This window comes from Pseudomonas sp. SZ40 (assembly GCF_052958135.1).
Window position 1 is genome coordinate 68,764 of sequence record NZ_JBQWIF010000008.1, and the last position, 24,090, is coordinate 92,853.

22 protein-coding genes are annotated in these 24,090 nt (G+C 59.1%); 16 read left to right on the forward strand and 6 right to left on the reverse strand.

The features are described from left to right. Positions 1–2 precede the first annotated feature (2 nt). The 6 genes from ACT9T4_RS09020 (at position 3) to ACT9T4_RS09045 (ending at position 6,327) form a co-directional block, all read left to right on the forward strand. Entirely contained in the window at positions 3–1,076 is a 1,074-nt protein-coding gene (locus ACT9T4_RS09020) for a polysaccharide pyruvyl transferase family protein (protein ID WP_179539301.1), read from the forward strand. A 294-nt stretch (positions 1,077–1,370) separates the two neighbouring features. Then, entirely contained in the window at positions 1,371–2,504 is a 1,134-nt protein-coding gene (locus ACT9T4_RS09025; RefSeq protein ID WP_042553905.1) for a glycosyltransferase, read from the forward strand. Continuing rightward, positions 2,459–3,406 (forward strand): glycosyltransferase family 2 protein, encoded by a 948-nt coding sequence (locus ACT9T4_RS09030; protein ID WP_499116569.1) that lies wholly within the window; start codon positions 2,459–2,461, stop codon positions 3,404–3,406. Before ACT9T4_RS09025 ends, ACT9T4_RS09030 begins: the two co-directional genes overlap by 46 nt. Before the next feature lie 107 nt (positions 3,407–3,513). Further along, entirely contained in the window at positions 3,514–4,587 is a 1,074-nt protein-coding gene (locus tag ACT9T4_RS09035; RefSeq protein WP_499116571.1) for a CgeB family protein, read from the forward strand. After that, positions 4,584–5,438, forward strand: a complete 855-nt coding sequence (locus ACT9T4_RS09040) for a glycosyltransferase family 2 protein (RefSeq protein WP_499116572.1) — start codon at positions 4,584–4,586, stop codon at positions 5,436–5,438. Before ACT9T4_RS09035 ends, ACT9T4_RS09040 begins: the two co-directional genes overlap by 4 nt. A 28-nt stretch (positions 5,439–5,466) precedes the next feature. After that, positions 5,467–6,327 carry a glycosyltransferase gene (locus ACT9T4_RS09045; protein WP_499116574.1) on the forward strand — a complete coding sequence of 287 codons (861 nt, stop codon included), beginning with the start codon at positions 5,467–5,469 and terminating at the stop codon, positions 6,325–6,327. On the opposite strand, the gene ACT9T4_RS09050 is transcribed toward ACT9T4_RS09045, so the two are convergent. Beyond that, on the reverse strand, positions 6,324–7,565 hold the full coding sequence (locus ACT9T4_RS09050) for a hypothetical protein (RefSeq protein ID WP_499116576.1): 1,242 nt from the start codon (positions 7,563–7,565) through the stop codon (positions 6,324–6,326). The genes ACT9T4_RS09045 and ACT9T4_RS09050 overlap by 4 nt on opposite strands. 105 nt (positions 7,566–7,670) lie before the next feature. Here ACT9T4_RS09050 and ACT9T4_RS09055 point away from each other — a divergent pair, with 105 nt between their 5' ends. From ACT9T4_RS09055 to ACT9T4_RS09085, 7 genes are all read left to right on the forward strand, one after another. Further along, entirely contained in the window at positions 7,671–8,414 is a 744-nt protein-coding gene (locus tag ACT9T4_RS09055; protein WP_042553909.1) for a lipopolysaccharide kinase InaA family protein, read from the forward strand. Between the two features lie 140 nt (positions 8,415–8,554). Further along, positions 8,555–10,381, forward strand: a complete 1,827-nt coding sequence (gene msbA / locus ACT9T4_RS09060; RefSeq protein ID WP_499116634.1) for a lipid A export permease/ATP-binding protein MsbA — start codon at positions 8,555–8,557, stop codon at positions 10,379–10,381. 277 nt (positions 10,382–10,658) lie between these two features. Continuing rightward, positions 10,659–10,991 carry a hypothetical protein gene (locus ACT9T4_RS09065; RefSeq protein ID WP_179539297.1) on the forward strand — a complete coding sequence of 111 codons (333 nt, stop codon included), beginning with the start codon at positions 10,659–10,661 and terminating at the stop codon, positions 10,989–10,991. Continuing rightward, positions 10,991–12,046, forward strand: a complete 1,056-nt coding sequence (locus ACT9T4_RS09070; protein WP_042553912.1) for a glycosyltransferase family 9 protein — start codon at positions 10,991–10,993, stop codon at positions 12,044–12,046. The genes ACT9T4_RS09065 and ACT9T4_RS09070 overlap by 1 nt, the downstream gene beginning before the upstream one ends. Then, positions 12,043–12,954, forward strand: coding sequence for a glycosyltransferase family 2 protein (locus tag ACT9T4_RS09075; RefSeq protein ID WP_499116579.1), 912 nt, complete (start codon positions 12,043–12,045; stop codon positions 12,952–12,954). Before ACT9T4_RS09070 ends, ACT9T4_RS09075 begins: the two co-directional genes overlap by 4 nt. Then, the gene (locus tag ACT9T4_RS09080) at positions 12,947–14,092 is read left to right on the forward strand and encodes a glycosyltransferase (protein WP_179540121.1); all 1,146 of its coding nucleotides are present in this window, start codon (positions 12,947–12,949) and stop codon (positions 14,090–14,092) included. Before ACT9T4_RS09075 ends, ACT9T4_RS09080 begins: the two co-directional genes overlap by 8 nt. Continuing rightward, positions 14,089–14,973, forward strand: coding sequence for a glycosyltransferase (locus ACT9T4_RS09085; RefSeq protein ID WP_499116581.1), 885 nt, complete (start codon positions 14,089–14,091; stop codon positions 14,971–14,973). Before ACT9T4_RS09080 ends, ACT9T4_RS09085 begins: the two co-directional genes overlap by 4 nt. 40 nt (positions 14,974–15,013) lie before the next feature. On the opposite strand, the gene ACT9T4_RS09090 is transcribed toward ACT9T4_RS09085, so the two are convergent. Beyond that, entirely contained in the window at positions 15,014–15,679 is a 666-nt protein-coding gene (locus tag ACT9T4_RS09090) for a BUD32 family EKC/KEOPS complex subunit (RefSeq protein WP_499116583.1), read from the reverse strand. Further along, entirely contained in the window at positions 15,676–16,860 is a 1,185-nt protein-coding gene (locus ACT9T4_RS09095) for an O-antigen ligase family protein (RefSeq protein WP_499116585.1), read from the reverse strand. The genes ACT9T4_RS09090 and ACT9T4_RS09095 overlap by 4 nt, the downstream gene beginning before the upstream one ends. Before the next feature lie 239 nt (positions 16,861–17,099). On the opposite strand from ACT9T4_RS09095, the gene ACT9T4_RS09100 reads away from it, so the two are divergent. The 3 genes from ACT9T4_RS09100 to hldE all read left to right on the forward strand — a co-directional run bounded on the left by ACT9T4_RS09100 (position 17,100) and on the right by hldE (position 20,928). Continuing rightward, positions 17,100–17,996 carry a GNAT family N-acetyltransferase gene (locus ACT9T4_RS09100; RefSeq protein ID WP_179539294.1) on the forward strand — a complete coding sequence of 299 codons (897 nt, stop codon included), beginning with the start codon at positions 17,100–17,102 and terminating at the stop codon, positions 17,994–17,996. A 4-nt stretch (positions 17,997–18,000) separates the two neighbouring features. Then, positions 18,001–19,422, forward strand: a complete 1,422-nt coding sequence (locus ACT9T4_RS09105; RefSeq protein ID WP_042553919.1) for a PIG-L deacetylase family protein — start codon at positions 18,001–18,003, stop codon at positions 19,420–19,422. An 84-nt stretch (positions 19,423–19,506) separates the two neighbouring features. Beyond that, on the forward strand, positions 19,507–20,928 hold the full coding sequence (gene hldE / locus ACT9T4_RS09110) for a bifunctional D-glycero-beta-D-manno-heptose-7-phosphate kinase/D-glycero-beta-D-manno-heptose 1-phosphate adenylyltransferase HldE (RefSeq protein ID WP_042553920.1): 1,422 nt from the start codon (positions 19,507–19,509) through the stop codon (positions 20,926–20,928). Positions 20,929–21,020: 92 nt separating this feature from the next. Here the strand turns inward: hldE and ACT9T4_RS09115 are convergent, their stop codons facing one another. The 3 genes from ACT9T4_RS09115 to ACT9T4_RS09125 form a co-directional block, all read right to left on the reverse strand. Further along, a complete protein-coding gene (locus tag ACT9T4_RS09115) occupies positions 21,021–21,986 on the reverse strand; it encodes a hypothetical protein (protein ID WP_042553921.1) in 966 nt (321 codons plus the stop codon). Between the two features lie 69 nt (positions 21,987–22,055). After that, complete coding sequence (locus tag ACT9T4_RS09120; RefSeq protein ID WP_197077016.1) at positions 22,056–22,892, reverse strand: aldo/keto reductase; 837 nt, start codon at positions 22,890–22,892, stop codon at positions 22,056–22,058. Further along, positions 22,889–24,061, reverse strand: a complete 1,173-nt coding sequence (locus tag ACT9T4_RS09125; protein ID WP_499116589.1) for an NAD(P)/FAD-dependent oxidoreductase — start codon at positions 24,059–24,061, stop codon at positions 22,889–22,891. Before ACT9T4_RS09125 ends, ACT9T4_RS09120 begins: the two co-directional genes overlap by 4 nt. Positions 24,062–24,090: the final 29 nt, after the last annotated feature.

The following is a 24,090-nucleotide window of genomic DNA, read 5'->3' on the forward strand; positions in this document are numbered from 1 at the left end:
GGGTGTCCGTTGCCCAGGTGCGATTGAAGGCGCTGCTGTTCAACGATACTTCTTCTGAAAATCACCACGGCTGCCAACTGGTGATGCGGCAGATTTTCACCTTGGCCGGGCAGGCAGGTATCGATATTCAGCGGTCCTGCCCGATGCACCACGATTGGCAGACGGACGCCGATCTGCAGCGCGACATTCGTGCTGCGGATCTGTGCCTGGTCAATGGTGAGGGCACCATGCACGACGATGCACCGCTGGCGATGCGCTATGGAGCGCTTGCCCGATATTGTCAGGAACATGGCGTTCCCTGCTTCCTGATCAATTCGGTCTGGCAGAACAATGACCGGCTCAATGCCCACGCTCACTGTTTTACCAAGCTGTTCGTGCGCGACACGATGAGCAAGGCCGCGCTGGCCGCTGTCGATGTGTCCGCGGAAGTCGTGCCCGACCTGACGTTGTCTTACCGGCACGCTGCGCCTAGCAGGCCCCGTAGCGGCATGCTGGTCAACGGTAGCGTTATCAATGAGCGGCTTGTCGAGGCATGGCGGATAACAAAGGTCAGGCAACACCTGCGTTATGTGAGCATTCGTACTCTTGCCCCTCTGCAACTGGGCAAGGGGTTCGACTTCTATTTGCGCAAGAACCTGCGCAAGCGCCTGAAGGCTTACCGGCGCATTGCCGCTAGTTATTTCCACTCTTACCCCGCCGATCTGCCTGCTTCTCTGATCGACAGGCTGCGCTGGCGTTATGCGGTGCTGTCGACGCGTCGGTTTCTAGGTCTTCTCGGTCGATCGGAGGGGGTGATTACCGGGCGCTTTCACCTGGTCACACTCTGCCTGGTCACCGGTACGCCCTTTTACGCCTTGCCTTCCAATACCCACAAGATCGAGGCCTTGCTGGCACAGGTCGGCCTGGTTGGGCGCCTTCAGCCTTCGTACGAACAGGCTGTCAATGCCGCCGGCCAGATCGCGTTCAGCGAGTCCGAGCAGGTGAGCATCGGGATCTTCCTGCAGCAAGCCCGTGTGCAGGCCGAGGCGATGTTCGCTGAGATGGCGCAGATCGCCAGAGTCGCTCAGCAACACTGAGATCTTTTCATGTGCAGGTGGACTATCCGCCTGCGCAGTCAGCTCATCGCCCCGATGGGCGCCATCTTGCCACCCCCATAGCCGGGTCAAATCCGCCATCCCCAGGCGTAATTTCGTCATTCATCGAAAACATTGAACCTGACGATCTCGTCAGTTTTCTCAACGACGTCAGTCCAAAAGTTTGACTAGGTATTTCGGGCGCCGTGGCTCGGGAATTCAATGCCTGGTCGAACGCTGACTATCGCGCGCACTGCAACGCAGCGCGCTTCGTTACCATGGACAGAGTCGGAATCGATGGATACTAATAAGACGAGTCAGGTATGGGTGCTGCAGATATGCCATGGCTACGATGGGCCGTTTCTTGATTGCGCCCGACAGTACGGGGTGCTTTTCGCGAACACGCCATACAAGGTTTTGACCGTTTACCTGACCGGGGAATACAGCGCCGAAGTGGAAAGAGGTTCTGCTTCCGATGAGGTGGTGTTTCTTGGTTATTCCAGCAGGGCCCTGAGAGGTCTCAAGCTCGGTGCAGTTCGTGCGATTCGTCGCATTGCCGCTGAGCGTAATTTCGCGCTGTGCATTGCTCATCGCTCGAAGCCTGCTTATGTGGCACTACTGGGCACGAAGCTTCCGGTGGTTGGAATCCATCATGCGTTCGGAGATTACGAGCGCCGTTCGCGCCAGCTCTTCGCCAATCTGTTTCGCAAGCGCTTGTATCTGTTCGGCGTCTCCGACGCGGTGCGCGATGACTTGCGCGCCTGTCTGCCAAGCTGGCCATTGCAGCGAATTCAGACGCTCTACAATCGTATCGATTTGCAGGCCGTTGAGGCGGAGCAATTGTCCCGCTCTTGCGCGCGTGAGGCCCTTGGGTTGCCTGAGGGGGCCTGGGTAATCGGCAACGTCGGGCGGCTGCATCCAGACAAGGATCAGGCGACGCTCATTCGTGCTTTCGCCGACGCGTTGCCGACCTTGCCGGGAAACAGTCTTTTGGTGATTGCTGGTAAAGGTAGGCTGGAGGCCGAGCTCAAGGCTTTGGTCGAGACGCTGGGCATCACCCAGCAGGTTCGCTTCCTGGGGCAGGTTCCACACGCCCGGCGTTACTTCACCGCTTTCGATGCATTCGCGCTGAGCTCGGATCACGAGCCGTTCGGCATGGTCCTGCTCGAGGCAATGGCTGCGGGTTTGCCTGTGGTGTGTAGCGATTGTGGTGGTGGGCGTGAGGTGGTTGGCGAAAAAGGCCAATTGTTCGCCTTTGGGGACTGGCACGCGTTGTCCGATAGCCTGCAGAAAGTCGCATCGGTGAGCCAGGGTGAGCTGGATCACCTTCGCGAGGACATGCGTAAGCGGCTGCAAAGTCGATTCGTCGACTCGGCCGTGGCACCGTGTTTCTTCAGCGCGCTCTCTGCGTGGCCTGCGTGTCGGTTGTGAGCGAAACGGTACGCTCCATTCGACCCCTGGTGAGCGTCATCGTGCCTTGCTACAACTACGGTGCCTACGTCGGCGATGCATTGCGCAGCATTTTGCAGCAGGACTACGAAGCCATAGAGTTGATCGTCGTCGACGATGGTTCTACCGACGACAGTGCCTTGCGGATCGAGGAGGCTTTGCAGGACTGGCGCCGGTACCCGAACATTCGCCGTGCCGAGTTTGTCCGTCAGCATAACCAGGGCGTCAGTGCAGCGCTCAACAAGGGGCTAGAGCTGGCTTGTGGGGAGTTCGTGGCGACCTTCGATGCCGATGATGTGATGGTGCCCGGGCGTCTCGCCCTGCAGGCCGATTATCTCATTGCGCATCCCGAAGTCGGTTGTCTCGGGGGGCGTGCCTTGCGAATCGATCAGCAGGGTCAGGCCTTGCCCAAAAAAGACAAGGCCCGCCAGGTGCGCCGTTATGACTTTGCCCAGGCCCTGGCGGCGGCCTTGGTGGTTGGCGGCAATCTGGTTATGTACCGCCGCGATGCGATGATCGCTGCGGGGGGATATGATCCGGCACTGCGCGTACAGGATTTCCAGATGACCCTGAAAACGGCTCATTCTGGTTACCTCATCGATGTGCTTCCTGCTGCGGTCACGCTGTATCGCAAGCATGGCAATGGCTTGTCGGGCAATTATCTGGCCGAATACCGTTATGGCATGCAGTTGCTGGATCTTTATCGTGAACATCCGGCCTACGAGTCGGGCAAAGCCCGTCTGCTCACCAAGATCCTTGGGCCCGCAGTCACTCATGACAAGCGATTCGCCTGGAGTCTGTTTGCCGAAATTCCCCTGCGTCAGTGGGATCGTCAACTGCTCAAGCGCCTTCGCCACCTTCTGTTCAAGCGTCAGCGTGGTTAGGTGGCTGGTGCTTACTTAACGGTTGTCAGTACGGGATGAAAGAATTCGATATGCCTGTAGCGGTCCCTTACCGCTGCGGGCCACTGCTTTTGGATGGATATTGAATCATGCTGGAGATGCCAAGGGCGGGTGCGCCGGTTGCGAGCGAGCGCAAGTACCTGATTATCGATGGAATAGGTGGTGTGCCACTGGGCCGTGAACTGTTCGATGCGTTTTTGCAGGCCGGCAGCCGAGCTGTCCACTGGGATGCGCTGAAACAGAAACCCAGACAGTGGTACGGGTTGTCTTCGGCGCTCTTCAAGGCCCGTAACAAGGCCCGGGATCGGGAGGGTTTCTCGCACTTGCCGCGTCTGTCTCTGGAACCACTGCGCAGAGTGCTGGAGCAGGAGGCACCTACTCATGTCTTGGTGGTCGGTTTCCTCTACAAGCACTATGACGTCGCTCAAGTGGCCGAAATGGTACGCAGCGCTGGCGCCCGCTTCATCCTCTACGATACCGATAGTTGCAACCTCTATTCGAAACGTCGGGAGTTCCTTTATTTCATCGAGCAAGAGCTACCCCGCTATGACCAGCTATTTTCTTTCTCTGAAACGACTACGCGTTTTTTCCGTGAAACACTGGGCCTGAATGCACTGCATTTGCCGTTTGGAGCGGTGGTGGTTCCAGAGTTGGGAAAAGACAAGGATCGCGACGTCCTGTTTGTCGGTAGTGCCGATTTGCGTCGGGTTTTCCTGCTGGAAAACATCCGTGAAAATCTGGCCATACGCGGCAATCGCTGGCGCCGTAACTACTCGCTCATGTCCTCGTCGCTGCGCGAGTGCGTCGATGATCGCCCTGTCTGGGGAGAAGAGCTTCAGACGCTGTTGCAGAGCTCACGGATAGTGCTGAATATCACTCGATCGGATTTCTATGGCGCCGAGACGGGTGTGAACCTGCGAATATTCGAGGCAGTAGCTGCGGGTTGCTTCCTGTTGACCGATTATTGCGAGGAAATCGCTTCGCTGTTCACCCCTGGGCAGGATATCGAGGTGTTTCGTTCTGGTGCGGAGCTGAGCGAAAAGGTCCGTTATTATCTGGCTCATCCGCAAGAGCGCGAGCGCATTGCGCAAAATGGTCGAGCGCGCTTTCTCGAACACCATACCTGGGCGAATCGCGTCGGACGTATTCTTGCCTGTGATTGACCCATGGCTTTATCAGGCTTGCCCTGTATTTCCTGAGATTATGTTTTCTTATGACTGATTCCGTTGCGGGCTCGCCTGAGTTGCCCGCTTGTTTCGATGTGGTAATTCTCAGCTTCGCCAAGGATGAAGCCTTGCGCCAGGTTACCGAGCATTGCCTGGACTCGCTCGTCGCGTCTGAAGACCCGGCGAAGATCCGTTTCCGGGTTTGGGTGCTCGAGTCGAATGCCGACAGCCCTGTGTATCGGCAGCCTGGAGTAACGACGCTGTATCCCAGCACGCCTTTCAATTATCACGCATACATGAATCTGGGTATCAGAGAGGGCCAGGCCCCCTTCGTTGCCATTTGCAACAACGACCTGTCCTTTCATCCCGGCTGGGCATCCGAGCTGCTTCAGGTGTTCGAAAGTGATCTCGGGGTCAGCAGCGCCAGCCCGGCTTGCTCTCTGCATCATCCGCGCAATGGTTTCGCTCTGCGTAGTGGTGTTTATCCCGGCTATGGAGTGTTGCGCGAAATATCCGGCTGGTGCCTGGTGTTTCGTCGTTCGATTCTGGATGTCATTGGCGAGCTGGATGAGCGTTTCTACTTCTGGTACGCCGACAACGACTATGCGCTGACGCTGCAGTCCCATGGGCTCAGGCACGTTCTCGTTACCTCCTCCGTTGTCGATCACCTCGATAGCCGGACCTTGAGTACACATACCTCGGCGCGGCAGTGGCTGATGACCAAGCGTTCCAAGTACACCTTCGAAGAGAAATGGCATGGCAAGGGGCTGGGCTACCTGACCCGTAAAAAACTCAAGCTGTACCTCAAGTTCCCGCTCTACTATTTCGGATTGAAGAAAATCAAATGACCGGCCTTCCACTCGTGCGGAGCATCATTTGATCTCCATCGTCATCTGCAGCGCCCAGTCGGCGCGCTTGCAGGCAGTTGCCAGTAATATCGCAGCGACCATCGGGGTCGAGTACGAGCTTATCGCGGTGGACAACAGCGTCGAGGGCCGCGGGCTCTGCGAGGTCTACAACGAAGGTGCGTCCCGAGCCAGTCACGAGTTCATCTGCTTCGTTCACGAAGACGTCGAATTTCTGAGCGCTGGGTGGGGGCAGCTTGCCATCTCTCATTTCGCGGCTGACACCGAGTTGGCAATGATCGGCCTTGCGGGAAGTCGCTATAAGGCGAGAGTCCCATCCGGCTGGCACAGTGGGGACGAGGACGACCTGTGCATCAATGTGCGCCATGGCGTTTCACGTGAGGGTGCGACACTCGCCTTCGCGAAGCCGGATGCATATGCCGCAGCGAGTTGCGTTCCCGTGGTTGCCCTGGATGGTGTCTGGATGTTCGTCAGGCGCTCGGTCTGGGCCGCGGTTCGTTTCGACGAGCGTTTGAGGGGCTTTCATTTTTACGATGTCGACTTCAGTCTCCTCGTTGCCCAGGTTGGCAAGGTTGGCGTGGCTTTCGATATCGATCTGCTGCACTTTTCCCTTGGCAGTTTTCGTGAGGCCTGGGCGTTGCACGCGCTCGCCTATGCCGCAGATCCACCTGTGCAAATGCCGATGCACAGCGTTTCCGATATGAGCGAGGCGCAGATCCGCCGCAAGGAAGCATTGGCGGTGCGTTACTGGTTGCGTTTGCTGAGGCGGGCTCATCTGCCATTGTCGATTCGTTTGCGATGGCTGAGAGGTGTGAGGATTCGACGATATCCCTCGCTCTGGCGTGTGGCGCTAAGATTCCTGCTGCGCTAATGCCCGGCGTGAGTGATTTCGCGATAGCGAAAGAGCGAAGCGCCGAGGAGGTAATCGGCAAGCATGCTGACATCAACCGTCGATCTGAGCAGGGTGATGAGCTCTCCAGCGTTTGTAAATGCGGGCAGAGCCTGAGTCTCGAGATTCAGGCTCGGAGCACGGTAAACAGCGCAGGGAACACCGAACAGAGTGACTTCGAACAGACTGGTGGTGTTGAATCCCACCGCCAGATCATAGCGCTGAGTGGCTAGCGTCTGCGTAAGCGTTGAGCTGTCGTCGAGTGTCGCGCGTGCAGGCAGTGCTTCGATGAGTGCAGCATTGCCTGCAAGTAGCGGATGCAGACGAATGGTCAACTGGTAATTTTCTGGCAGTTCGGCCAATTCGCTGAGCAGTTTCACGCTGTCCGCGACATAGCGTTTGCCCGGCAGCAGGCAAAGGATATGCGGGCCAGCCGAGGTCGATCGCTCGATGGCAACTGGTTGTTGATGTGGCGGGTTGATATAGCCAGCAACCTGTATCTCGAAATCGGCCGCCTGGCCACGATCACGATGAAATGCATCTATTTCCGCTCGGCAGAACTCGCTCCAGACCAGCAGCGTCTGCGCGGTGACATTTTCATAGTTGATGATGTCGATGGGGCTTTCGTTACGGTAGCGATGATACAGACCATGTTGTAGCGAATAGGTCCTGATACCTCGCTGTCGGCAGGCGCTGACCAGAAAACACTCGGGTATATTGGCGCTGTTGTAGCTTACCAGCGAGGTTATCCGTTCGGTGATTCCATATCTTTCGATGGCTTTCATGTGCTTGATGGTGTAACAGAGCGCGCTGAATATATAGAACCGCTCAACAAAGGGTTGCTTGCAGGTGCGCACTATTTTCAATGCCGTATACATGGCCGACCAGTCCAGAGATTTGTAGGCATCTTCCTTGATGGCCGGTATGTAGCAGGTGCTGAGCTTCCTGTCGGATGCCAGCTCGCGACCGATACCCAGAGCCAGTCGTGTCTGGTCGTCGCGGTCGCAATGCCAGATGTAGGTATCTCCCGTCAATTCGTCGCGGCAGCTGTAGCGCGGCGTCAAACGAATCAACTTGATGGCCCTGCGAATTTTCTTCAGCGCAGGTCGATTATCGAAGAACAGATGGGCGAGTACCGCTGAGGCAGGGTTGCATATACTTTGTCCTGCATAAGTGGCGTGCTTGAGATTTTCTTTCGTTTTAGCGTAGAGGCTGTACATGATTCGACCTGTGGGGCAGCGGTGCGCTGTACTCGAAAAAACCGAAGCGAGAAGCAGAGCCTGTTCTTTCCTGCGAGATATGGATGCGTCGCAAGGAGGTGCGGTGTGGGGAAAACAGTAGTTTTTCAGAAGGGCAGTCTCGGGCGCAAACAAATCAATGCATTGCTGGCGCTTTTCGAGGGGCTGGTCGAGTTCGCGCCAGGCCGGGCCGTGGCGAAGATATATCGCGAGGATGATTCGATCTTCGTCAAACGCTACAGGCGCTCGATGAAGCCCTGGTGGAAGCGAATCCTGCGCCGGCCCTATCGTTCTCCGCTGCGAAGCGAGGCGATGCTGCTGTCGAGGCTGCAGGCACTGGCGTTCCCCGCCCCGAAGCCGCTCATGTATGCGGAGTCACGCCATCCCGGGTTTCATGAGAGCCTGCTGCTGACCGGTTTCCTGCCAGGTGTGCCTTTGGCTACCCTCAGCGGAGACCGGCTGCTGACAGGGGCGCGTCAGGCCCTTGCTCTCTTGGGGCGGTTGCATGCCCACGGCATCGTGCACGGCGACTGCAACCCATACAACTTTCTGATTGCAGAACATGCTTATGTTCTGGATTTCGAGCGGGGCGGAGATTACAGCCAGCAAGGCGCCGTGGAGGATTTCAGGAAGATAATGCTACGGTTGGACGATCTTGGGCTCGATGCGTCTGGCTTGTCCGAGGTTGCAGGCGCTTATGGTGACGCAGCCGGTACGCCGTCATTCGATGTGCAGGCATTGCTCGATGAGCTGCGTGGCATGGCCTTTGTGCGTAAGCCGACACGCTGGCGCCCGCCTCAGGAGCTGCATCTCGCTCGTTCTGTCGACTGAGCCTGCAAGGCATTTTGTCGCTCGCGGTGCGGTGCTGTTCAGCTCTGGGCTGGACGAGTCGGGTGACCGGCTTCCATGTCGATTTGGTTGCAGGGTCCCTGATGGTACAATCCTGCGCTTCGCCCCAGAGCCTCCATCTCATGCCTGATCCAAGCGCTAATCCATCGTCCATCTCCAGCTTCAAGCTGTATATGCGGCTGTTGAGCTACATGAAGCGTTACTGGTTGATGTTCGGGATCAGTATGGTCGGCTACATCATTTTCGCCTCTACCCAGCCAATGCTGGCAGGCTTGCTCAAGTACTTCGTCGACGGGCTCGCCGCGCCTGAAGCCGGGGCTGTCGAGCTGCCACTGCTGGGTAGCATGCAACTGCTTTATGGCGTGCCGCTGGCGTTGCTGCTGATTACCATATGGCAGGGCATCGGCTCCTTTCTCGGCGGCTATTATCTGGCACGGGTTTCACTGGGGCTCGTTCAGGACCTGCGCATAGCGCTTTTCAACAACCTGTTGACCCTGCCCAATCGCTATTTCGACAATCACTCCACGGGTTATCTGATTTCCCGTATCACCTACAACGTCGGTTCGGTTACAGGGGCGGCCACCGACGCGCTCAAGGTGATGGTGCGTGAAGGTCTCACGGTTGTATTCCTGTTTGGCTACCTGCTGTGGATGAACTGGAAACTAACCATGGTCATGGTGGCCATTCTTCCGCTCATCGCTCTGATGGTGAAAAGCGCCAGCAAGAAGTTTCGCAGCCAGAGTCGAAAGATTCAGAGTGCCATGGGCGAGTTGACACATGTTTCGTCCGAGACGATTCAGAATTATCGCGTGGTACGCAGCTTCGGTGGTGAGCGCTATGAGCGAGAGCGCTTCCATGAGGCGAGCGAGGACAGCACCCGCAAGCAACTGCGCATGACCCGTACCAGCGCCATCTACACCCCCAGCCTGCAGCTCGTGAACTATGCTGCGATGGCGTTTCTGATGTTTCTGGTGCTGTTCCTGCGGGGCGATGCCAGCGTCGGTGACCTGGTGGCCTACATCACCGCGGCGGGCTTGCTGCCCAAGCCGATCCGTCAGCTCTCGGAAGTCAGTTCGACCATCCAGAAAGGTCTGGCTGGTGCTGAAAGCATCTTCGAGCAACTGGATGAACAGCCGGAGCCGGATCAGGGCACGGTCGAGAAAGAGCGGGTTACCGGGGCACTTGAGGTGCGGCAACTGAGCTTCACCTATCCGGGGACCGAAAAGACCGTACTACAAGACATCAGCTTCACCGTCGAGCCAGGTCAGATGGTCGCTCTGGTCGGCCGCTCGGGGAGTGGCAAGTCGACATTGGCCAATCTGATCCCGCGTTTTTACCAGCATGGCGAAGGGAAAATTCTTCTCGACGGTACACCGGTAGAGGAATACCGCGTGGAAAATCTGAGAAAACATATCGCCCTGGTCACTCAGCAGGTCTCGCTTTTCAATGACACCGTATTGAACAACATCGCTTACGGTGACCTTCGGCACTTGCCCCGTGAGGACGTCGAGCAGGCTGCGAGTGCGGCCTATGCCAGTGAGTTCATTGAGCTGCTTCCGCAGGGGTTCGATACCAAGGTGGGTGAGAACGGTGTCATGCTTTCCGGTGGTCAGCGGCAGCGTCTGGCCATTGCCAGGGCGCTGTTGAAAAGCGCCCCCCTATTGATTCTGGACGAAGCGACTTCTGCTCTCGACACGGAGTCGGAGCGCTATATCCAGGCTGCTTTGGACAAGGTCATGGAGGGGCGTACAACGCTGGTAATTGCCCATCGGCTGTCCACTATCGAGAAAGCCGACCTGATTCTCGTGATGGATCAGGGCCGTATTGTCGAGCGAGGCACCCATGAGTCACTGCTGGCGAACAACGGGTACTATTCGCGCCTGCACGCCATGGGACTTGATGACGAAGAAAAGGATGATGCTGAGGTTCCTGAACAGCCACCGCGTTAACCCGGTGCGCCGGTTGCAGGCGGCGGGTCGTTGGGAGGCGTTCTGAGTGATGCTTTATTAGCGCATCACTATTGCTGCAAATCCTTGCCGACATGTTGAGCCTTTTTGGCCTCCATCTTTGGGATAATGCATTCTTTGTTGTTGGCTACGTACGTACGATAGGCGCCGTGCGGCGCGTTGATCTCATCGTGTCGGGCTGAGTTCGCAGACAGATGTCGCGTGCTCCATCTGGAAACGGGAAATTAGGCCCGCCCTCAAATTTCACGTGGAATTCACAATGAGTTACTCACTATCGCCACTGTTTTTGATGAGTACGGTGATTTCTGCGTACAGCCAAGCGTCGATATGGCTTCGTATGGCCCTGTTCCAATCCGAGCCGAGCGGCGGCGCGAGTGTTCAACGGATAACTGATCATGGTTTCTCGCGTGCCTGGCCAAGTGGGAGCGATGCATTGCAATTTTCATGTCCTGAGGCTTTCAGGGCGCTTCACAAGAAAAATGGCAGCGCTGCTGCGCGCAGTTGCAGAACGCTCAGCTACGGCCTGAGCATGTTCTTCTGCGCGCGTGCGCGCCCGATCATGGACGATATTCGGGTTATCAAGGAGTTCTGATGGCTGATGTTATACAAGAGGCCAGTACCCGCTTGGCCGCATTGCCGGCTGACTGCAGGCTTGCCCTGGTCCCGTCGATGGGGCTTGGCGACGGGTGCATTTATCTGGTTCTGGCTGCCAATCTCGCCAGAGCCGGCTATAACGTGACGGTACTGAGCAACCACTTCGGCGCACTCAATGAATGGTTGCCACTCTTCGAGGCGCGCTGTCTGCCCGCTCCTGACGAGACGTTCGCCGTCCTGGACGATTTCGATCTGGTTATTTCCGACCTGGGCAGCATGCTTACGCGTCACGGTGAGGCTGCGAGTGAACTTGCGCGACGCTATGTCTTCGTTGGCACGCTGCGTGTGGACCCTCGTTTCATCGAGCAACCTGCAACTGAGGCGTTGGCGCGGCTGCCCGCGGAAAAGTCGCTTTTGCTGGCGCCCTTGGCTGCGGCTGCGGGCCCGCTGCGTTGCCTGCCTGATGACCATGCCAGCATGGTCGAGCAGGCCGTAGCCTTTTGCCGCTCTCGCTTGGGGCTGGCTCACGCCTGCGACGATATCGGCATGCAGGTGCCTTCGACGCTAGCGCACCGTCGCCACGCGCAGCGCGTGATGCTTCATCCGCTCTCCTATAACGCAAAGAAGAACTGGCCCGCTGAGAAATACCTGGCGTTGGCCCGGCGATTACGTGCTGCTGGCTATCAACCGCAGTTCGTTCTGTCGCCTAAAGAAAGGCACGAATATCTGCATGTATTCGAACCTGAATTCGACGTGCCTGAATTCTCCGACGCCAAAGCCCTTGCCGGTCATCTCTATGAGTCCGGTTATGTAATTGGCAATGACTCCGGAGTGGGGCATCTGGCTTCTGCTCTTGGCATCCCCGTCCTGACGTTGTACCGCAAGCGTAGCGATGGGTTTTGCTGGCGTCCGGGGTGGGGGCGAGGCCGGGTTGTGCGCCCGGCCTTTTCGTTGAGTTTTCTGCGGAATCACTGGGCTTTTTTCATGAGTGTCAATCGCGTCGCTCGCGGCTTTCGAGCATTGAGCCAGCAGGTTAAGGTGGGGCAGAAATGAGTGGCTTTGCAGCGATCACTATCGTCATTCCTGCCTATAACTATGCCTCTACCCTGGCCAGGACAGTTCGCTCCGTCATGTCTCAGCTGGGCGAAGATGATGAGCTATTGATCATCGATGATGGGTCGACGGATAACACGCCACAGGTCGTCGAGGCTTTGGAGGCGGAGTTTCCCGGACGGTTCAGGTCACTACGCAAGAGCAATGGTGGATTGGCATCTGTGCGCAATCTCGGGATCGAGCTGGCGCGTCATGACTGGTTGGTATTTCTCGATGCGGACGACGAGATGGCACCGGATAGCCTGTCGCTGATCCGTGCGCACTTGGCCTTGAATGAGCAGTCTCGCATGGTCATCGGCGGACATTGGTCGGTTGATCAGGAAGGTCGCCGTCGCCGGCATTCTCCCGAGCGTCTTCCTGATGCCCCCCTGCTGCGTGTGCGGGCCTACCTGCTGGACAAGACACTGAGCATTTCCAATGGCGCCTGCGTGATGCATCGCTCGATTTTTCAGGCGGGAAATTATCCCGAGCGCTTCCGTAATGCCGAAGATATTCCGGTCTTTGCGCAAACACTGGCGACCTATCCCGTTTCGCTTTTGCCAGAGCCGCTGGCGATGATTCACAAGCACAGCGACAGTCTTCGCCACGACTTCGTGTCGAGCCTCGCGGGAGGCGTTGGGCTGGTCGATGAGGTTTTTGATCGACTGCCGGCGGCGCTGCAGGAGCTACGCGCGCCTTTCTATCAGCAGCGTTGCCTTTCCCTATTTCGTAGTGCCTACCTGGCCGGAGATTTCAGGGCAGCGAAGCAGTTCTACTGCCAGGCCGTGAGCAGTGATTGGAAGGTGCTATTCAAGCTCTCCTACTCCCGAAAGGCGCTTCGCCTCTGGATGGGGCGACCTTATGGCTAAGGTTCTGAAAGTCCTGCAACTGCAGACTCGCTATAACGCTGCGGATACCAACTCCGATCTGGGGGAGCAGATTCTGCAAGGCTTGCCAGCCGAACGTTTCGATGTGGTCAACGCTTATCTCGAGGGACGGCCGGCGGAAGATGCGCAACATTCCGGCCGACGCCAGGTGTTCTTCGAATTCACTGAAAAGGACATGAGCGGGCTGCGTCTCAAGGTACGCAGGCGCTTGCTGGCGTTCTGTCAGGAGGAGGGCTTCGATGTGGTGCTGTTGCATCGCTTCAAGACCGTCAACCTGTTCATGCACCTCAACAAGACATTGCGCATCCCGCGATGCATCGGGGTGTCACACGGTTTTGGTGAATACGATCGCTTCTATCGGCGCTGGCAGGCCAGGCGATCGATCGACGAGTGCTGGCGCTTCGTTGGCGTGTCGCCGGCTGTAGCCGATTATCTGATCGCGTTGCGCTGTGGTTTTACCAGCGCCAATACGGTGGCGATAACCAACGCCCTGGATATCGACCTGGCTGAATCTCTTCAGCTGTCGCGCGACCAGGCACGGCAAGCTTTGGAGCTACCATCCGAAGCCCTGATCATCGGTGCGATAGGTCGGTTGGTGCCCATCAAGGGACACGTGTATCTCATTCGGGCATTTTCCGCCCTGAGTGACGAGTACCCGCACGTGAACCTGGCAATCATCGGTGGTGGCCGCGAAGCTGACAACCTGGCGGCGTTGATTGCCGAGCTTGGGTTGCAAAAGCGCGTGCATCTCTGTGGTACTCGGCCAGATGCCATGCGTTATGTGAAGGCATTCGACGTTTTCGTCATGCCCTCGCTGCAGGAGGGGCTTGGTCTTGCGTTGCTGGAAGGCATGTGCGGTCGATTGCCGGTACTCGGCTCCGACATTCCTGCGATGCGGCCCTTGCTGAGCGGGGCCGGTGGGCGTTCGTTCGCGCCTGGCGATGTCTCCTCCCTGACCGAGCAACTGCGTGCCTGTCTTGCTGACAGCGAGGCTGCGCGTGCCGAGGATGGGGAGCGTGCTTATCAGTACCTGCGGCGTGAGCACGACATCGAAGATTTTCGTAACAAGTACCGTGCGCTCCTCGAGGGTGATCGGCCGGTCGAAGGAGCGTTTACATGACAGAGATTCAGACCGGGCTGCCGCTGGTTTCAGTACTGATTTCCTCCTACAACCATGCTGACTTCATCGAGGCGAGCATCCGCAGCGTCTATGCGCAGGATTATCCCAATATAGAGTTGCTGGTGGTCGACGATGGCTCGCGCGACGACAGTGTGACGGTGATCAGGCAGCTGCAGGAAGAACTCGGGTTCGATTTCGTGGCCCAGGCGAACAAGGGGCTCTGTAGCACGCTCAATGAGATGATCGCTCGCAGCGCAGGTCGCTATATCGCTCCGCTGGGCTCGGATGACGTCATGCTCCCCGAGCGTCTGTCATTGCAGATCGCATTCATGGAGCAGCATCCAGAAACCGGCATCTGTGCCGGTGGTATCGTTCTGATCGACGGTGACGGAAAGCCGCTGCCTGACAAGAAGCAGCGTCATCGCCCCGCTCGGCGGCTCGATTTCGATGATCTGTTCATGGATCGAAAGCCTGGGCCACCTGCGCCAACCTTGCTATTTCGTCGCGACGCGCTCGAGACGGTTGGTGGTTTCGATCCATCCATTCGCATCGAGGATTACTACGTAGAGCTTCGTATCGCTCACGCCGGGTACTTCATCGACATATTGGCAGAGCCGCTCGCTCTCTATCGCGTGCATGGCAGCAATACTTACAAGAACCGCCGATTGATGATCGAGACCGAGCTCGCAATCTACAAGCGTTTCGAGGAGCATCCGGGCTATGAAGCGACTCGGTTGCGCTATCTGAACGCGATGTTTGCCAAGGTCGCGAATGAAGATAGGGCGTTGGCAGGTGAGTTGTTGGCTCAGATTCCTTGGCGCTCGCGCAATCTCAAGACGCTCAAGGGGCTCTGGCGCTACTGTTTCACACGGACTGCCTGACACCTGCACTTGGCGGCAAGTGCGGGATGTCCGTCATCCTTCACTGCGTCGCCGACAGCCATTTTTTCAGGTCGCGAGAAAAGCGCTCGGCGCTGCGAGTGCTGACGCTCTTTGCGTAGCCTGCTACCCAGTCTGCGCGGTGTTGCTCGGTTAGCCAGCCGATATCTTCCGGGTATCTCAGGATGTGCTGCAAATTGCGGCGGCGCTTCCAGGGGGCCAATGCATTGCGCTCGAGTTTCATGTCCGACAGGTCGATCAGGCCGAAGCTCCCGTCTGGCAGCAGCAGCACATTTCCCAGGTGCAGTGAGCGAAAGTACACGCCGCACTGATGCAGTTCACCGAGAAAGCTTCCGAAGCGCATCACGTCTCGAGAGCGTGTCGCAGCATCTGATTTGCGCAGGTGATTGCGCAGCGTGTCGCCAGGCAATGGCTGATAGCGCACCGCGCTGAGGCGGCGTTCACTGATCATCAGCACCTCGAGAACCTTAGGGGCGGAGATACCCAGGTTCAGCAGGCCGTTTGCATTGTCTGCGAACCGTTGCGCAGGCAGATCCCACAGATCGGAAGACAGCAGCCGCTTGCGCCGGTACAGTTTGAGGAAGTCGCCCTCCTTGAGTTCGGCGACCTTTATGCCCAGGCCATCCTCTTCAATGGTTCTGGCGTCCTTGAGCAGTCCGTCCAGCTGTGCGGGTTCGATACGCTTCATGCTTGCGACTGCCTATGCCGAATGGAAAGAGCGCATAGCAGCGCCAGTGGTATCCAGATCAGGAACCAGCTCTCGTTGGGACGTGAAAGATAATTGCCACCCTCGGTCAGTCCGGCACACAGTCCGTAGATCAATAGCGCCGATGCGATCTGGAAGTGCGGCTCTGCACGCAGGCGCAGGCAACGCGAAAGCGCGAATGCATACATGGCAGTCCACAAGCCAAGACCGATAAGCCCCAGTTCGAGGAGTACCGCGAGCTCGACATTGTGCGGGTCATGCAGCAGGTAGCCAACCCCGGCAATGTCGAAAACGAATTTGCTCTCATAGCCCGAGCCAAGCCAGAGGTGCTGGCCCGCCTGACGTACCGCGTCGGCCCAGAGCTCGGGTCGATATGACATGCCGCGCTGGAGAAGTATTTCCGGAAATGCCAGGTATGCGGCACTCGCCCCGATCAGCAGGGCGCCTAGCAGAAGGATCGCGCGTTTTCCGCTCATCAGCAGCATCCAGACGCTGGTCAAAGCCAGGCCCATCAATGGGGTCCGCGAACCTGTGGCGAGCAGCGCGGCCAGGAGGGGAAGAGCCATGAGAATTGGCAGCCAGTCATGGCGCTCACTGCGTGATAACCAGGCGGCCACCCAGTAGGTGCATAGAAACCCCAGCACATGGGAGGTCAGCAATGGATTGCGCAGAGCCCCGCTACCGATCAGCCGCTCACCTGGGGTTGCGTGCTGCAGGAACCACACGATATTGACGAGAGCCGCCAGTGCGCCCAAGCCGGCGCCGATGCGCAATGTTTTCAAAAGCAGGACTTCGCTCTTGAGAGCGATCAGCGCGCAACCTGCGAATAACATGAACACGTAGAGAGGCCGCTTGGCCAAACTGCCGAGGTCGTCTTCGGCACGGGTCCAGCCCATGCTGATCAGCAACCATGCAGTCAGCGCCAGGAAACTCAGCAGGACTGGCTCGCTCAGAATCGGTTTGATCTGCCTGGGTGCAAGTACGAGTCCTAGCAAAGCTGGGGCTGCGAACATGACGTAGTAGATTTTTTTGTAATGGCTGCCGTCACTGACCCAGAACAGACCAGTGAGTAAAACTAGATAGCCGAAGACGAGCCAGCGTCCAGCAATGAAATCGTGTATCCGGATGCATATGAGATGCGGCTGCGAGTTCGATACCTGCACTAGGGGTTCCAGCATGTCTACAAAAAGGGCGTTATCTTAATCCATCACCGCACAACTACCAGCGAATGCTGTGCTAGTCTTTCGCGCTTTTTTGACGGTACGCACATGCAGGTGAGTCTCTGGAGAGCCAAACAGCCCTTCTGCTCGGACATCAGCCTGCTGGCCAATGTTTCGGTCGGGCCAGTGCGTGAACCGTATGTTGCGCTATTCAATACCACTACGTCGGAGCAGGATGCCTGATGTTCAATCCCTTTCAGCGCTGGCGCGAACGCGGCTGGCGTTCGATCAGTGCCGAATGTTACAGCGAGATCTGGTCCCGTCTGGGGGGGAGTGTCGCGACCCATCCTGAGGTGGTCTCGCGGCTTTCTGCCATGGCTGGCATTCCCGTACGGTATCTGGGCTGGCCTCTGGAGGGGCAACTGCAGGCCGCTGTTCCCGTATGGGGTGGGCGCTTGGCTTTATCTCGCGATGTGCTCAAGCGCCGCGGTCAGCGTGACCTGTTCGATCTCGGCAATGCCGAAGTGATTTTGCCGATTGCCAAAGGGGCGATGGCGCCTGTGCGGCAACGCATGCGCTACCTTTCGGCTCTCCATCAGGGCAGCATCTCGACGCTCTGCAAGCAGCCCGAAGAGCTGGCTATCGCCCGGGAGCCGGAGGAATACAGCAAGAAGTTTCGTTACAACCAGCGCCGTGAATTGCGGATGCTGGAAGAGGCCGGCGGGCAGGTTTTGCCGGTTTCGCAGCTGTCTGCAGGCGAACTGGCAGCTATCTATACCGAGTTGTTCGAGAGCCGCTGGGGCTTCGCGGTGCCAGGTAAAGGGCATCTCGCCGAGGTCTTCGAAGCGTTGCGGGACTTCCTGTGGGGAAGCTATCTGCAACTCGACGGCAAGCCTGTTGCCGTTCAGGTCTTGTACAGAGTCGAATCGCCAGAATGGATCAGCATCGAATACATCAATGGTGGAGTTGACCCCGCTTCCCGTGATTTCAGTCCGGGCAGCGTGCTCAGCTTCATCAACACGCAGTCTGCGTGGGAAGAGGCTCGCTTGAAGGGAAAGGCTTTACGTTACTCGTTCGGCCGCGCCGATGTTGAATACAAGGATCGTTGGTGCAATCGCCAACCTGTTTTTCGAGTGTAAGTGTATGGAAGCACGCAAGCAGCAGTTGTTACGTCGGCATCGGCGTAACAAGCGCATTCTCATGGTCGTTGCCTTACCGGTTCTGGTCGCCCTCGACTGGTTCGGCTCATGGGGGACGGCGCCGGTCGTTCTCGTTCTGGCATGGATTGCCCACGAAGCCTGGTTTTCCGACCATCTGTTCTATTCGCCCAAAGACGACTATCGCTACGATTTTCCGGCAGACAGCCTGAGCCTGTCGGTACGCATCGGGCGCGATGGTCGTGTTGCGCCCGCTACTGCCGCATTGCCTGACAGTGCCGAAACACTGGTGCTGGCCGTTCACGTTCGCAGCAGTTGGCTGGGACGCTGGCTGGACCCGAATGTGCTGATCGGGGAAGGCGCGCATCTCGATCGACAGGACTTCGAAAGAGGCGTCAACGGGGTACGCTTCGTCAACCTGTCCGGTTGCCTTGCGGCGCTTCGTGATGGGCGACTGAGGGTGCGCGGGCGGTTCTGCAGGCTGTCCAGCGAGGCGACTCTGCATTGCTTCAGCAATCCCGACTATGCCGGTCGTCGGGTGATGGTCATCGCTCCGCATGCCGATGACGCCGAACTGGCCGCATTCGGGCTTTACAGCCGTTGTATCGAAGCCTCCATCGTGACACTGACTCAGGGCGAGATCGAGGCGAAGTTCTATCGGCGTCTGGGCCTGAGTGACACGGCGGCTGCGCGGCTAAAAGGTCGCCTGCGCAGTTGGAGCAGCCATACCGTGCCGCTGTGGGGAGGCGTGCCGCCGAGTCACTGCGTGCAGTTGGGCTACTACTGCATGCAGCTGACGAAAATGGAGGGCGAACCCAGCATGCCCTTCGTGTCATTGGAGTCGGGCGATTCGGATATCCGTAGCGTGCGACGTTTCAATCCGTTCAGGTTGCCTGGGGATACCGATGGGTTGCCTACCTGGAACAATCTGGTGGCCGATATGGCGGCGCTGCTGCAGCATTTTCGGCCCGAGGTCGTGGTCTTGCCTCACCCGCAGCTGGATCCGCATCCCGACCATGTCCAGTCCAGCAGGGCGCTGCACCAGGCAATCGAGCTCGGTGGCTGGCGCCCGGATGTACAGCTGCTTTACGCCAACCATCTCGCCGACAATGATCGCTGGCCCATGGGCCCTGCGGGCAATGGCGTAGCATTGCCGCCCTGTATCGAGCCGTTGCCTGCCGACAAGCTTTGGAGCCCGCTACTCGATGATCAGGAGCTGGTCGACAAGAGCCAGGCGCTGGCGATGCAGCACGATCTGCAAACGCCGCTACCCTTCAAGAAGCGTTTGCGTCGCTTCATTCAATGGTGTCTGGCGGCGCGGCGCTGGCCTCAGGCGGGCGAAGACGAATTCTTCCGCAAGGCGGTACGTCGGCACGAGCTTTTCTGGGTGCGACCGCTGGATCGCTGAACGTCGCTACCAAGGCCTGACGGCGGAGTGGCCATGGCCAATGTGCTATTCTCCGCGACGATTTTGCATATCCGGAGTTTCCGCATGAAGTTATCCATGCCCCGTTTCGATCAGGCCCCCGTTCTCGTGGTGGGCGATGTCATGCTTGATCGTTATTGGCACGGCGCTACCTCGCGTATTTCGCCAGAGGCTCCGGTGCCCGTGGTCAAGGTCGAGCAGATCGAGGACCGACCAGGCGGCGCGGCCAACGTTGCGCTGAATATCGCCGCGCTCGGTGCGCCTGCTGTGCTGGTGGGTGTCACCGGTGAGGACGAGGCGGCGGAAAGCCTGCGTCAGAGCCTGGAAGCCATTGGTGTGAAAACCTACTTCCAGCGCATCGAGAGTCAGCCGACCATCGTCAAACTGCGGGTCATGAGTCGTCATCAGCAGTTGCTGCGCATGGACTTCGAAGAGCCCTTCCATACCGACGCCGATGCGCTGGCACGGCAGGTCGAGCAGTTGCTGGATGAGGTCAAGGTGCTGGTGCTGTCCGATTATGGCAAGGGCGCCCTGCAGAACCATCAGGTGCTGATTCAGGCCGCACGGGCGCGAGGCATTCCTGTGCTGGCCGACCCGAAAGGCAAGGACTTCTCCATCTATCGCGGCGCCAGCCTGATCACCCCGAACCTCAGCGAGTTCGAGCTCATCGTCGGGCGTTGCGAAGACGAAGCCGAGCTGGTCAGCCGTGGTGCTCGCCTGATGCGTGAGCTTGATCTGGGTGCTTTGCTGGTGACCCGCGGCGAGCATGGCATGACCCTGCTGCGCCCGGACCATGCGCCATTGCACCTGCCCGCCCGCGCGCGGGAAGTGTTCGATGTGACGGGGGCCGGGGATACGGTAATTTCGACACTGGCAGCCTCCATCGCGGCAGGTGAAGAGCTGCCTCAAGCCGTTGCACTGGCCAACCTGGCTGCGGGTATCGTCGTCGGCAAGCTGGGTACGGCGGCGATCAGTACTCCCGAGCTACGTCGTGCGGTACAGCGTGAGGAGGGCTCCGAGCGTGGTGTGCTGAGCCTGGAGCAACTGCTGCTGGCCACTGAAGATGCTCGCGCTCATGGCGAGAAGATCGTATTCACCAATGGCTGTTTCGACATCCTGCATGCCGGTCATGTGACCTACCTTGAGCAGGCGCGTGCCCAGGGTGATCGTCTGGTCGTCGCGATCAACGACGATGCTTCGGTCAGTCGCCTGAAGGGGCCCGGCCGTCCGATCAATGCCGTGGATCGGCGCATGGCGGTGCTGGCCGGCCTAGGTGCCGTGGACTGGGTGGTGAGTTTCAGCGAGGACACGCCCGAGCGCCTGCTCAAGCAGGTTCAGCCGGATGTGCTGGTCAAGGGTGGCGACTACGGCATCGATCAGGTGGTTGGCGCCGATATCGTGCTGGCCTGCGGCGGCGAAGTGCGCGTCCTGGGGCTGGTCGAGAACAGCTCGACCACCGCCATCGTCGAGAAGATACGCAGCCGTTGAGCATCAACCCCGCCATTCGGCGGGGTTTTGCTATGCGCTCTGTAATCCTCGATAGTAGGATCCGGGCGGGGCGAGGTGCACATGCCCGCATGTCAGACCGCTGCAGCGGTATCCAGGCGAACTCTCGGTACCTGTGCCGTGCCGGCGCGGTTGGTGCCAGGGCCAGATTTGTGGGCCTTCGGCTTGACGTTCTGCAGCGCCAGCCAGTCCTTCCAGCGAATGCGTTCATCGCGCACCAGCCAGCCATCCTGGGCAGCAAAGCTCTCGGCCAGCCACAGGCCACGGGTGTTGGCAGGCACCAGTTGGCCCTGGCGCAGGGTCATCAGCTCTGCCGTCGGCCGGCCCTGTTCAAGGGGAATCAGATAGAGGTCCGGGCGGCTGTGATCCAGCCGCGCGATCAGCTTGCCGTTCTCCAGATGCTCGTCAACGTGCAGCAGGCTGGGCTGTTTGGCTTCCTTGGGCAGGTCCAGGCGCATGTCGTAGACCAGCTGCAACGAAGCCGTTGGCACGTGCACGTAAGCGCGGGGGCGTTCCAGCAAGGTCAGGTTACCGCACTGCACGGGGCGCGCTGCGCCGGACAGTGGGCTTAGCTGGAAGTGCACGCCATCGCGGTACCTGAGCGTCCCCTCGTAGGGTGCTGGTAGCCAGGTATCGCCGAAGCGTCCGTGCAGCCAGCCTTCGCTGGTTTCCAGCAGGCACTCTTCGGCCACTTCCTGAATTGCGGTCAGCAGCGGCAGGTTGAGTTCATGAGCCGGCACATAGCCTGAGATCAGCTTGAGCACGACGTCGCCACGATCGAGGCGTCGCTGACGCACCAGCAGCCAGTATTCGCGGCCTTGCCAATTCAGGGTCAGGCGCACCGAGACGCCCAGGTTGGCCAGCTCGACGGCGAAGCGCTGACTGTCGTTGAGCTCGACCGGCTTGCGGCGTTCCAGCACTTCGCTGAAGTTCAGCGGGCGGCCAAGGCTCTGATAGACGATACCGTCGGTCGAGGCTTCGACGAACAGCGGCATGGTCTTGAACGTGGCAGGGTCTTTCCGGGAAATGATACGCGGCATGTCGGCTCCTTCTTGCGTCGGGGTCGGCCGCATAAGCGGCGTCAATGGCGTGCCAAACACGCCAGTTCATCACTCTCCTGATTCTTTGTTACCGGTGTTGGTGCCCGCGATCACTTCAGCGGCCATGGCGACGTTGTGAGCCAGGTGCAGCGGGTTGATCGTGCCGACGATGGCACTGCCGACCCCAGGGTGAGCAAAGATCAGCTCGAAGCTTGCCCGCACCGGATCGACACCGCTTTCCAGGCAGACATGCCCGCTGGCCAGGGCTTTCTTGATCAGGATGCCTTTGGCGTGACTGGCAGCATAGTCCAATACCGGGCGCTCATGCTGCTCGCCCAGGTTGTAGGTCACCATCGCGCAGTCACCCCGCTCGAGGGCCAGCAGACCGCCTTCTGCCGTCTTGCCAGAGAAGCCGAAGCCTCGGATCAGCCCGGCCTGCTTGAGTTCGGCAAGGGTGTCGTAGACGGCTTCGTCGCGCAGGATCGACAGATCATCACCGTTGGAATGCACCAGGACCAGGTCGATGTAGTCCGTTTCCAGACGTTTCAGGCTGCGCTCCACCGAGCGGCGGGTATGGGCGCTGGAAAAGTCGAAATGCGACTGACCGTTGTCGAACTCCTCACCGACCTTGCTGACGATCACCCAGTCCTGGCGTTGGCCGCGCAGCAGTGGGCCGAGGCGTTGTTCGCTGATGCCGTAGGCTGGTGCGGTGTCGAGCAGGTTGATGCCCAGCTGGCGGGCGAGATTCAGCAGTTGGCGAGCCTGATGATCGTCAGGAATGGTGAAGCCGTTGGGGTATTTGACGCCTTGGTCGCGGCCCAGCTTGACCGTGCCCAGGCCCAGAGGGGAAACGCTCAGGCCGGTCGATCCTAGCGGGCGGTGCAGACCTTGCAGATCACGTATCAAAACGAGGTCTCCCAGGCGGTGCGGCCGATGACCGGGCGCGGCAGCTCGGGCAACGGCGGATGAACGGCGGGGCGGATGCCATCCCGTTCCAGGTGGCTCAGCACACGATCAGCGAAGTCCGGCGCCAGGGCCAGTTTGGTCGGCCAGCCGACCAGCAGTGCACCCTGGTCACTGAGAAAGGCGTTGTCGGGGCGAACCAGGCCGCTTTGCGCGGGTTCGGCGCGCTCCACCCGCAGCGTCGCCCAGCGGGCTGTGGACAAGTCCACCCAGGGCAACAATTGAGAGAGCTCCTTGCGCGCCGCCTCGATCTGCGCCGCTTCGTCGCGCGCCACGCCATCGGCTTCGGCAAGGTCGCCGCCGAGGTACCAGACCCATTCGCCATCGGCCCCTGGATGGCTGGTAACGGTGATACGCGGCTTGGGGCCGCCGCCCAGGCAGTGGGCGTACAGCGGCTTCAGCGTCGGCCCCTTGACCATCACCATGTGCAACGGGCGCAACTGCTGACTGGGCTGTGCGACGTTCAGGCTGGCCAGCAGTTCGGCATTGCCGCGACCTGCGCTGAGCACGATACGCTGCGCACGGATCTCCCGGCCATCGACGCGCAGGCCAACGAGTTGCCCGTCTTCGTGCAGGGGCTCGATAGCGTCGGCGGCGAGCAGGCTGTCACCGGCGAGATCGGCCAGGCGCGCAATCAGGCTGGGTACGTCCACCACCAGCTCGGCCAGGCGATAAACCTTGCCCTTGAATTTCGGGTTCTGCAGCGCGGGCGGCAACTGCTCGCCCTTGACCTGATCGACACGGCCGCGCACCGCCTTGCTGGCGAAGAAGCTGGTGAGGTTGCCGGCCAGGGTGCCAGGCGACCACAGATAATGAGCGTCGGAGAGCAGGCGTACGCCAGACAGATCCAGCTCGCCGCTGCCGTCCAGCGCCTCGCGCCAGCGTCGCGGCATGTCTGCGATGGCTTCCGAGGCGCCGCTCAGGGCGCCGTGCAGGGCATATTTGGCGCCGCCGTGGATGATCCCCTGGGACTTGACGCTCTGACCGCCGCCCAGGCTTTCCCGCTCCAGCAGCAGCGTGGCATAGCCGTTGGCACGCAGGCGCGCATTCAGCCATAAGCCGGCGATGCCGCCGCCGGCGATCAGGACGTCTGTGCTCAGAGTTTGGGACATGCGGGCGCCTCTAGGGAAAACAGGTGCGC

Excerpts from the sequence above, each read along its gene's own strand:
- ACT9T4_RS09125 (WP_499116589.1), bottom strand. The coding sequence starts at position 24,061 with ATGTCCCAAACTCTGAGCACAGACGTCCTGATCGCCGGCGGCGGCATC.
- ACT9T4_RS09065 (WP_179539297.1), top strand. The coding sequence starts at position 10,659 with ATGAGTTACTCACTATCGCCACTGTTTTTGATGAGTACGGTGATTTCT.
- hldE (WP_042553920.1), top strand. The coding sequence starts at position 19,507 with ATGAAGTTATCCATGCCCCGTTTCGATCAGGCCCCCGTTCTCGTGGTG.
- ACT9T4_RS09080 (WP_179540121.1), top strand. The coding sequence starts at position 12,947 with ATGGCTAAGGTTCTGAAAGTCCTGCAACTGCAGACTCGCTATAACGCT.
- ACT9T4_RS09105 (WP_042553919.1), top strand. The coding sequence starts at position 18,001 with ATGGAAGCACGCAAGCAGCAGTTGTTACGTCGGCATCGGCGTAACAAG.
- ACT9T4_RS09100 (WP_179539294.1), top strand. The coding sequence starts at position 17,100 with ATGTTCAATCCCTTTCAGCGCTGGCGCGAACGCGGCTGGCGTTCGATC.
- ACT9T4_RS09090 (WP_499116583.1), bottom strand. The coding sequence starts at position 15,679 with ATGAAGCGTATCGAACCCGCACAGCTGGACGGACTGCTCAAGGACGCC.
- ACT9T4_RS09035 (WP_499116571.1), top strand. The coding sequence starts at position 3,514 with ATGCTGGAGATGCCAAGGGCGGGTGCGCCGGTTGCGAGCGAGCGCAAG.
- ACT9T4_RS09075 (WP_499116579.1), top strand. The coding sequence starts at position 12,043 with ATGAGTGGCTTTGCAGCGATCACTATCGTCATTCCTGCCTATAACTAT.
- ACT9T4_RS09115 (WP_042553921.1), bottom strand. The coding sequence starts at position 21,986 with ATGCCGCGTATCATTTCCCGGAAAGACCCTGCCACGTTCAAGACCATG.
- ACT9T4_RS09025 (WP_042553905.1), top strand. The coding sequence starts at position 1,371 with ATGGATACTAATAAGACGAGTCAGGTATGGGTGCTGCAGATATGCCAT.
- ACT9T4_RS09050 (WP_499116576.1), bottom strand. The coding sequence starts at position 7,565 with ATGTACAGCCTCTACGCTAAAACGAAAGAAAATCTCAAGCACGCCACT.
- ACT9T4_RS09070 (WP_042553912.1), top strand. The coding sequence starts at position 10,991 with ATGGCTGATGTTATACAAGAGGCCAGTACCCGCTTGGCCGCATTGCCG.
- ACT9T4_RS09085 (WP_499116581.1), top strand. The coding sequence starts at position 14,089 with ATGACAGAGATTCAGACCGGGCTGCCGCTGGTTTCAGTACTGATTTCC.
- msbA (WP_499116634.1), top strand. The coding sequence starts at position 8,555 with ATGCCTGATCCAAGCGCTAATCCATCGTCCATCTCCAGCTTCAAGCTG.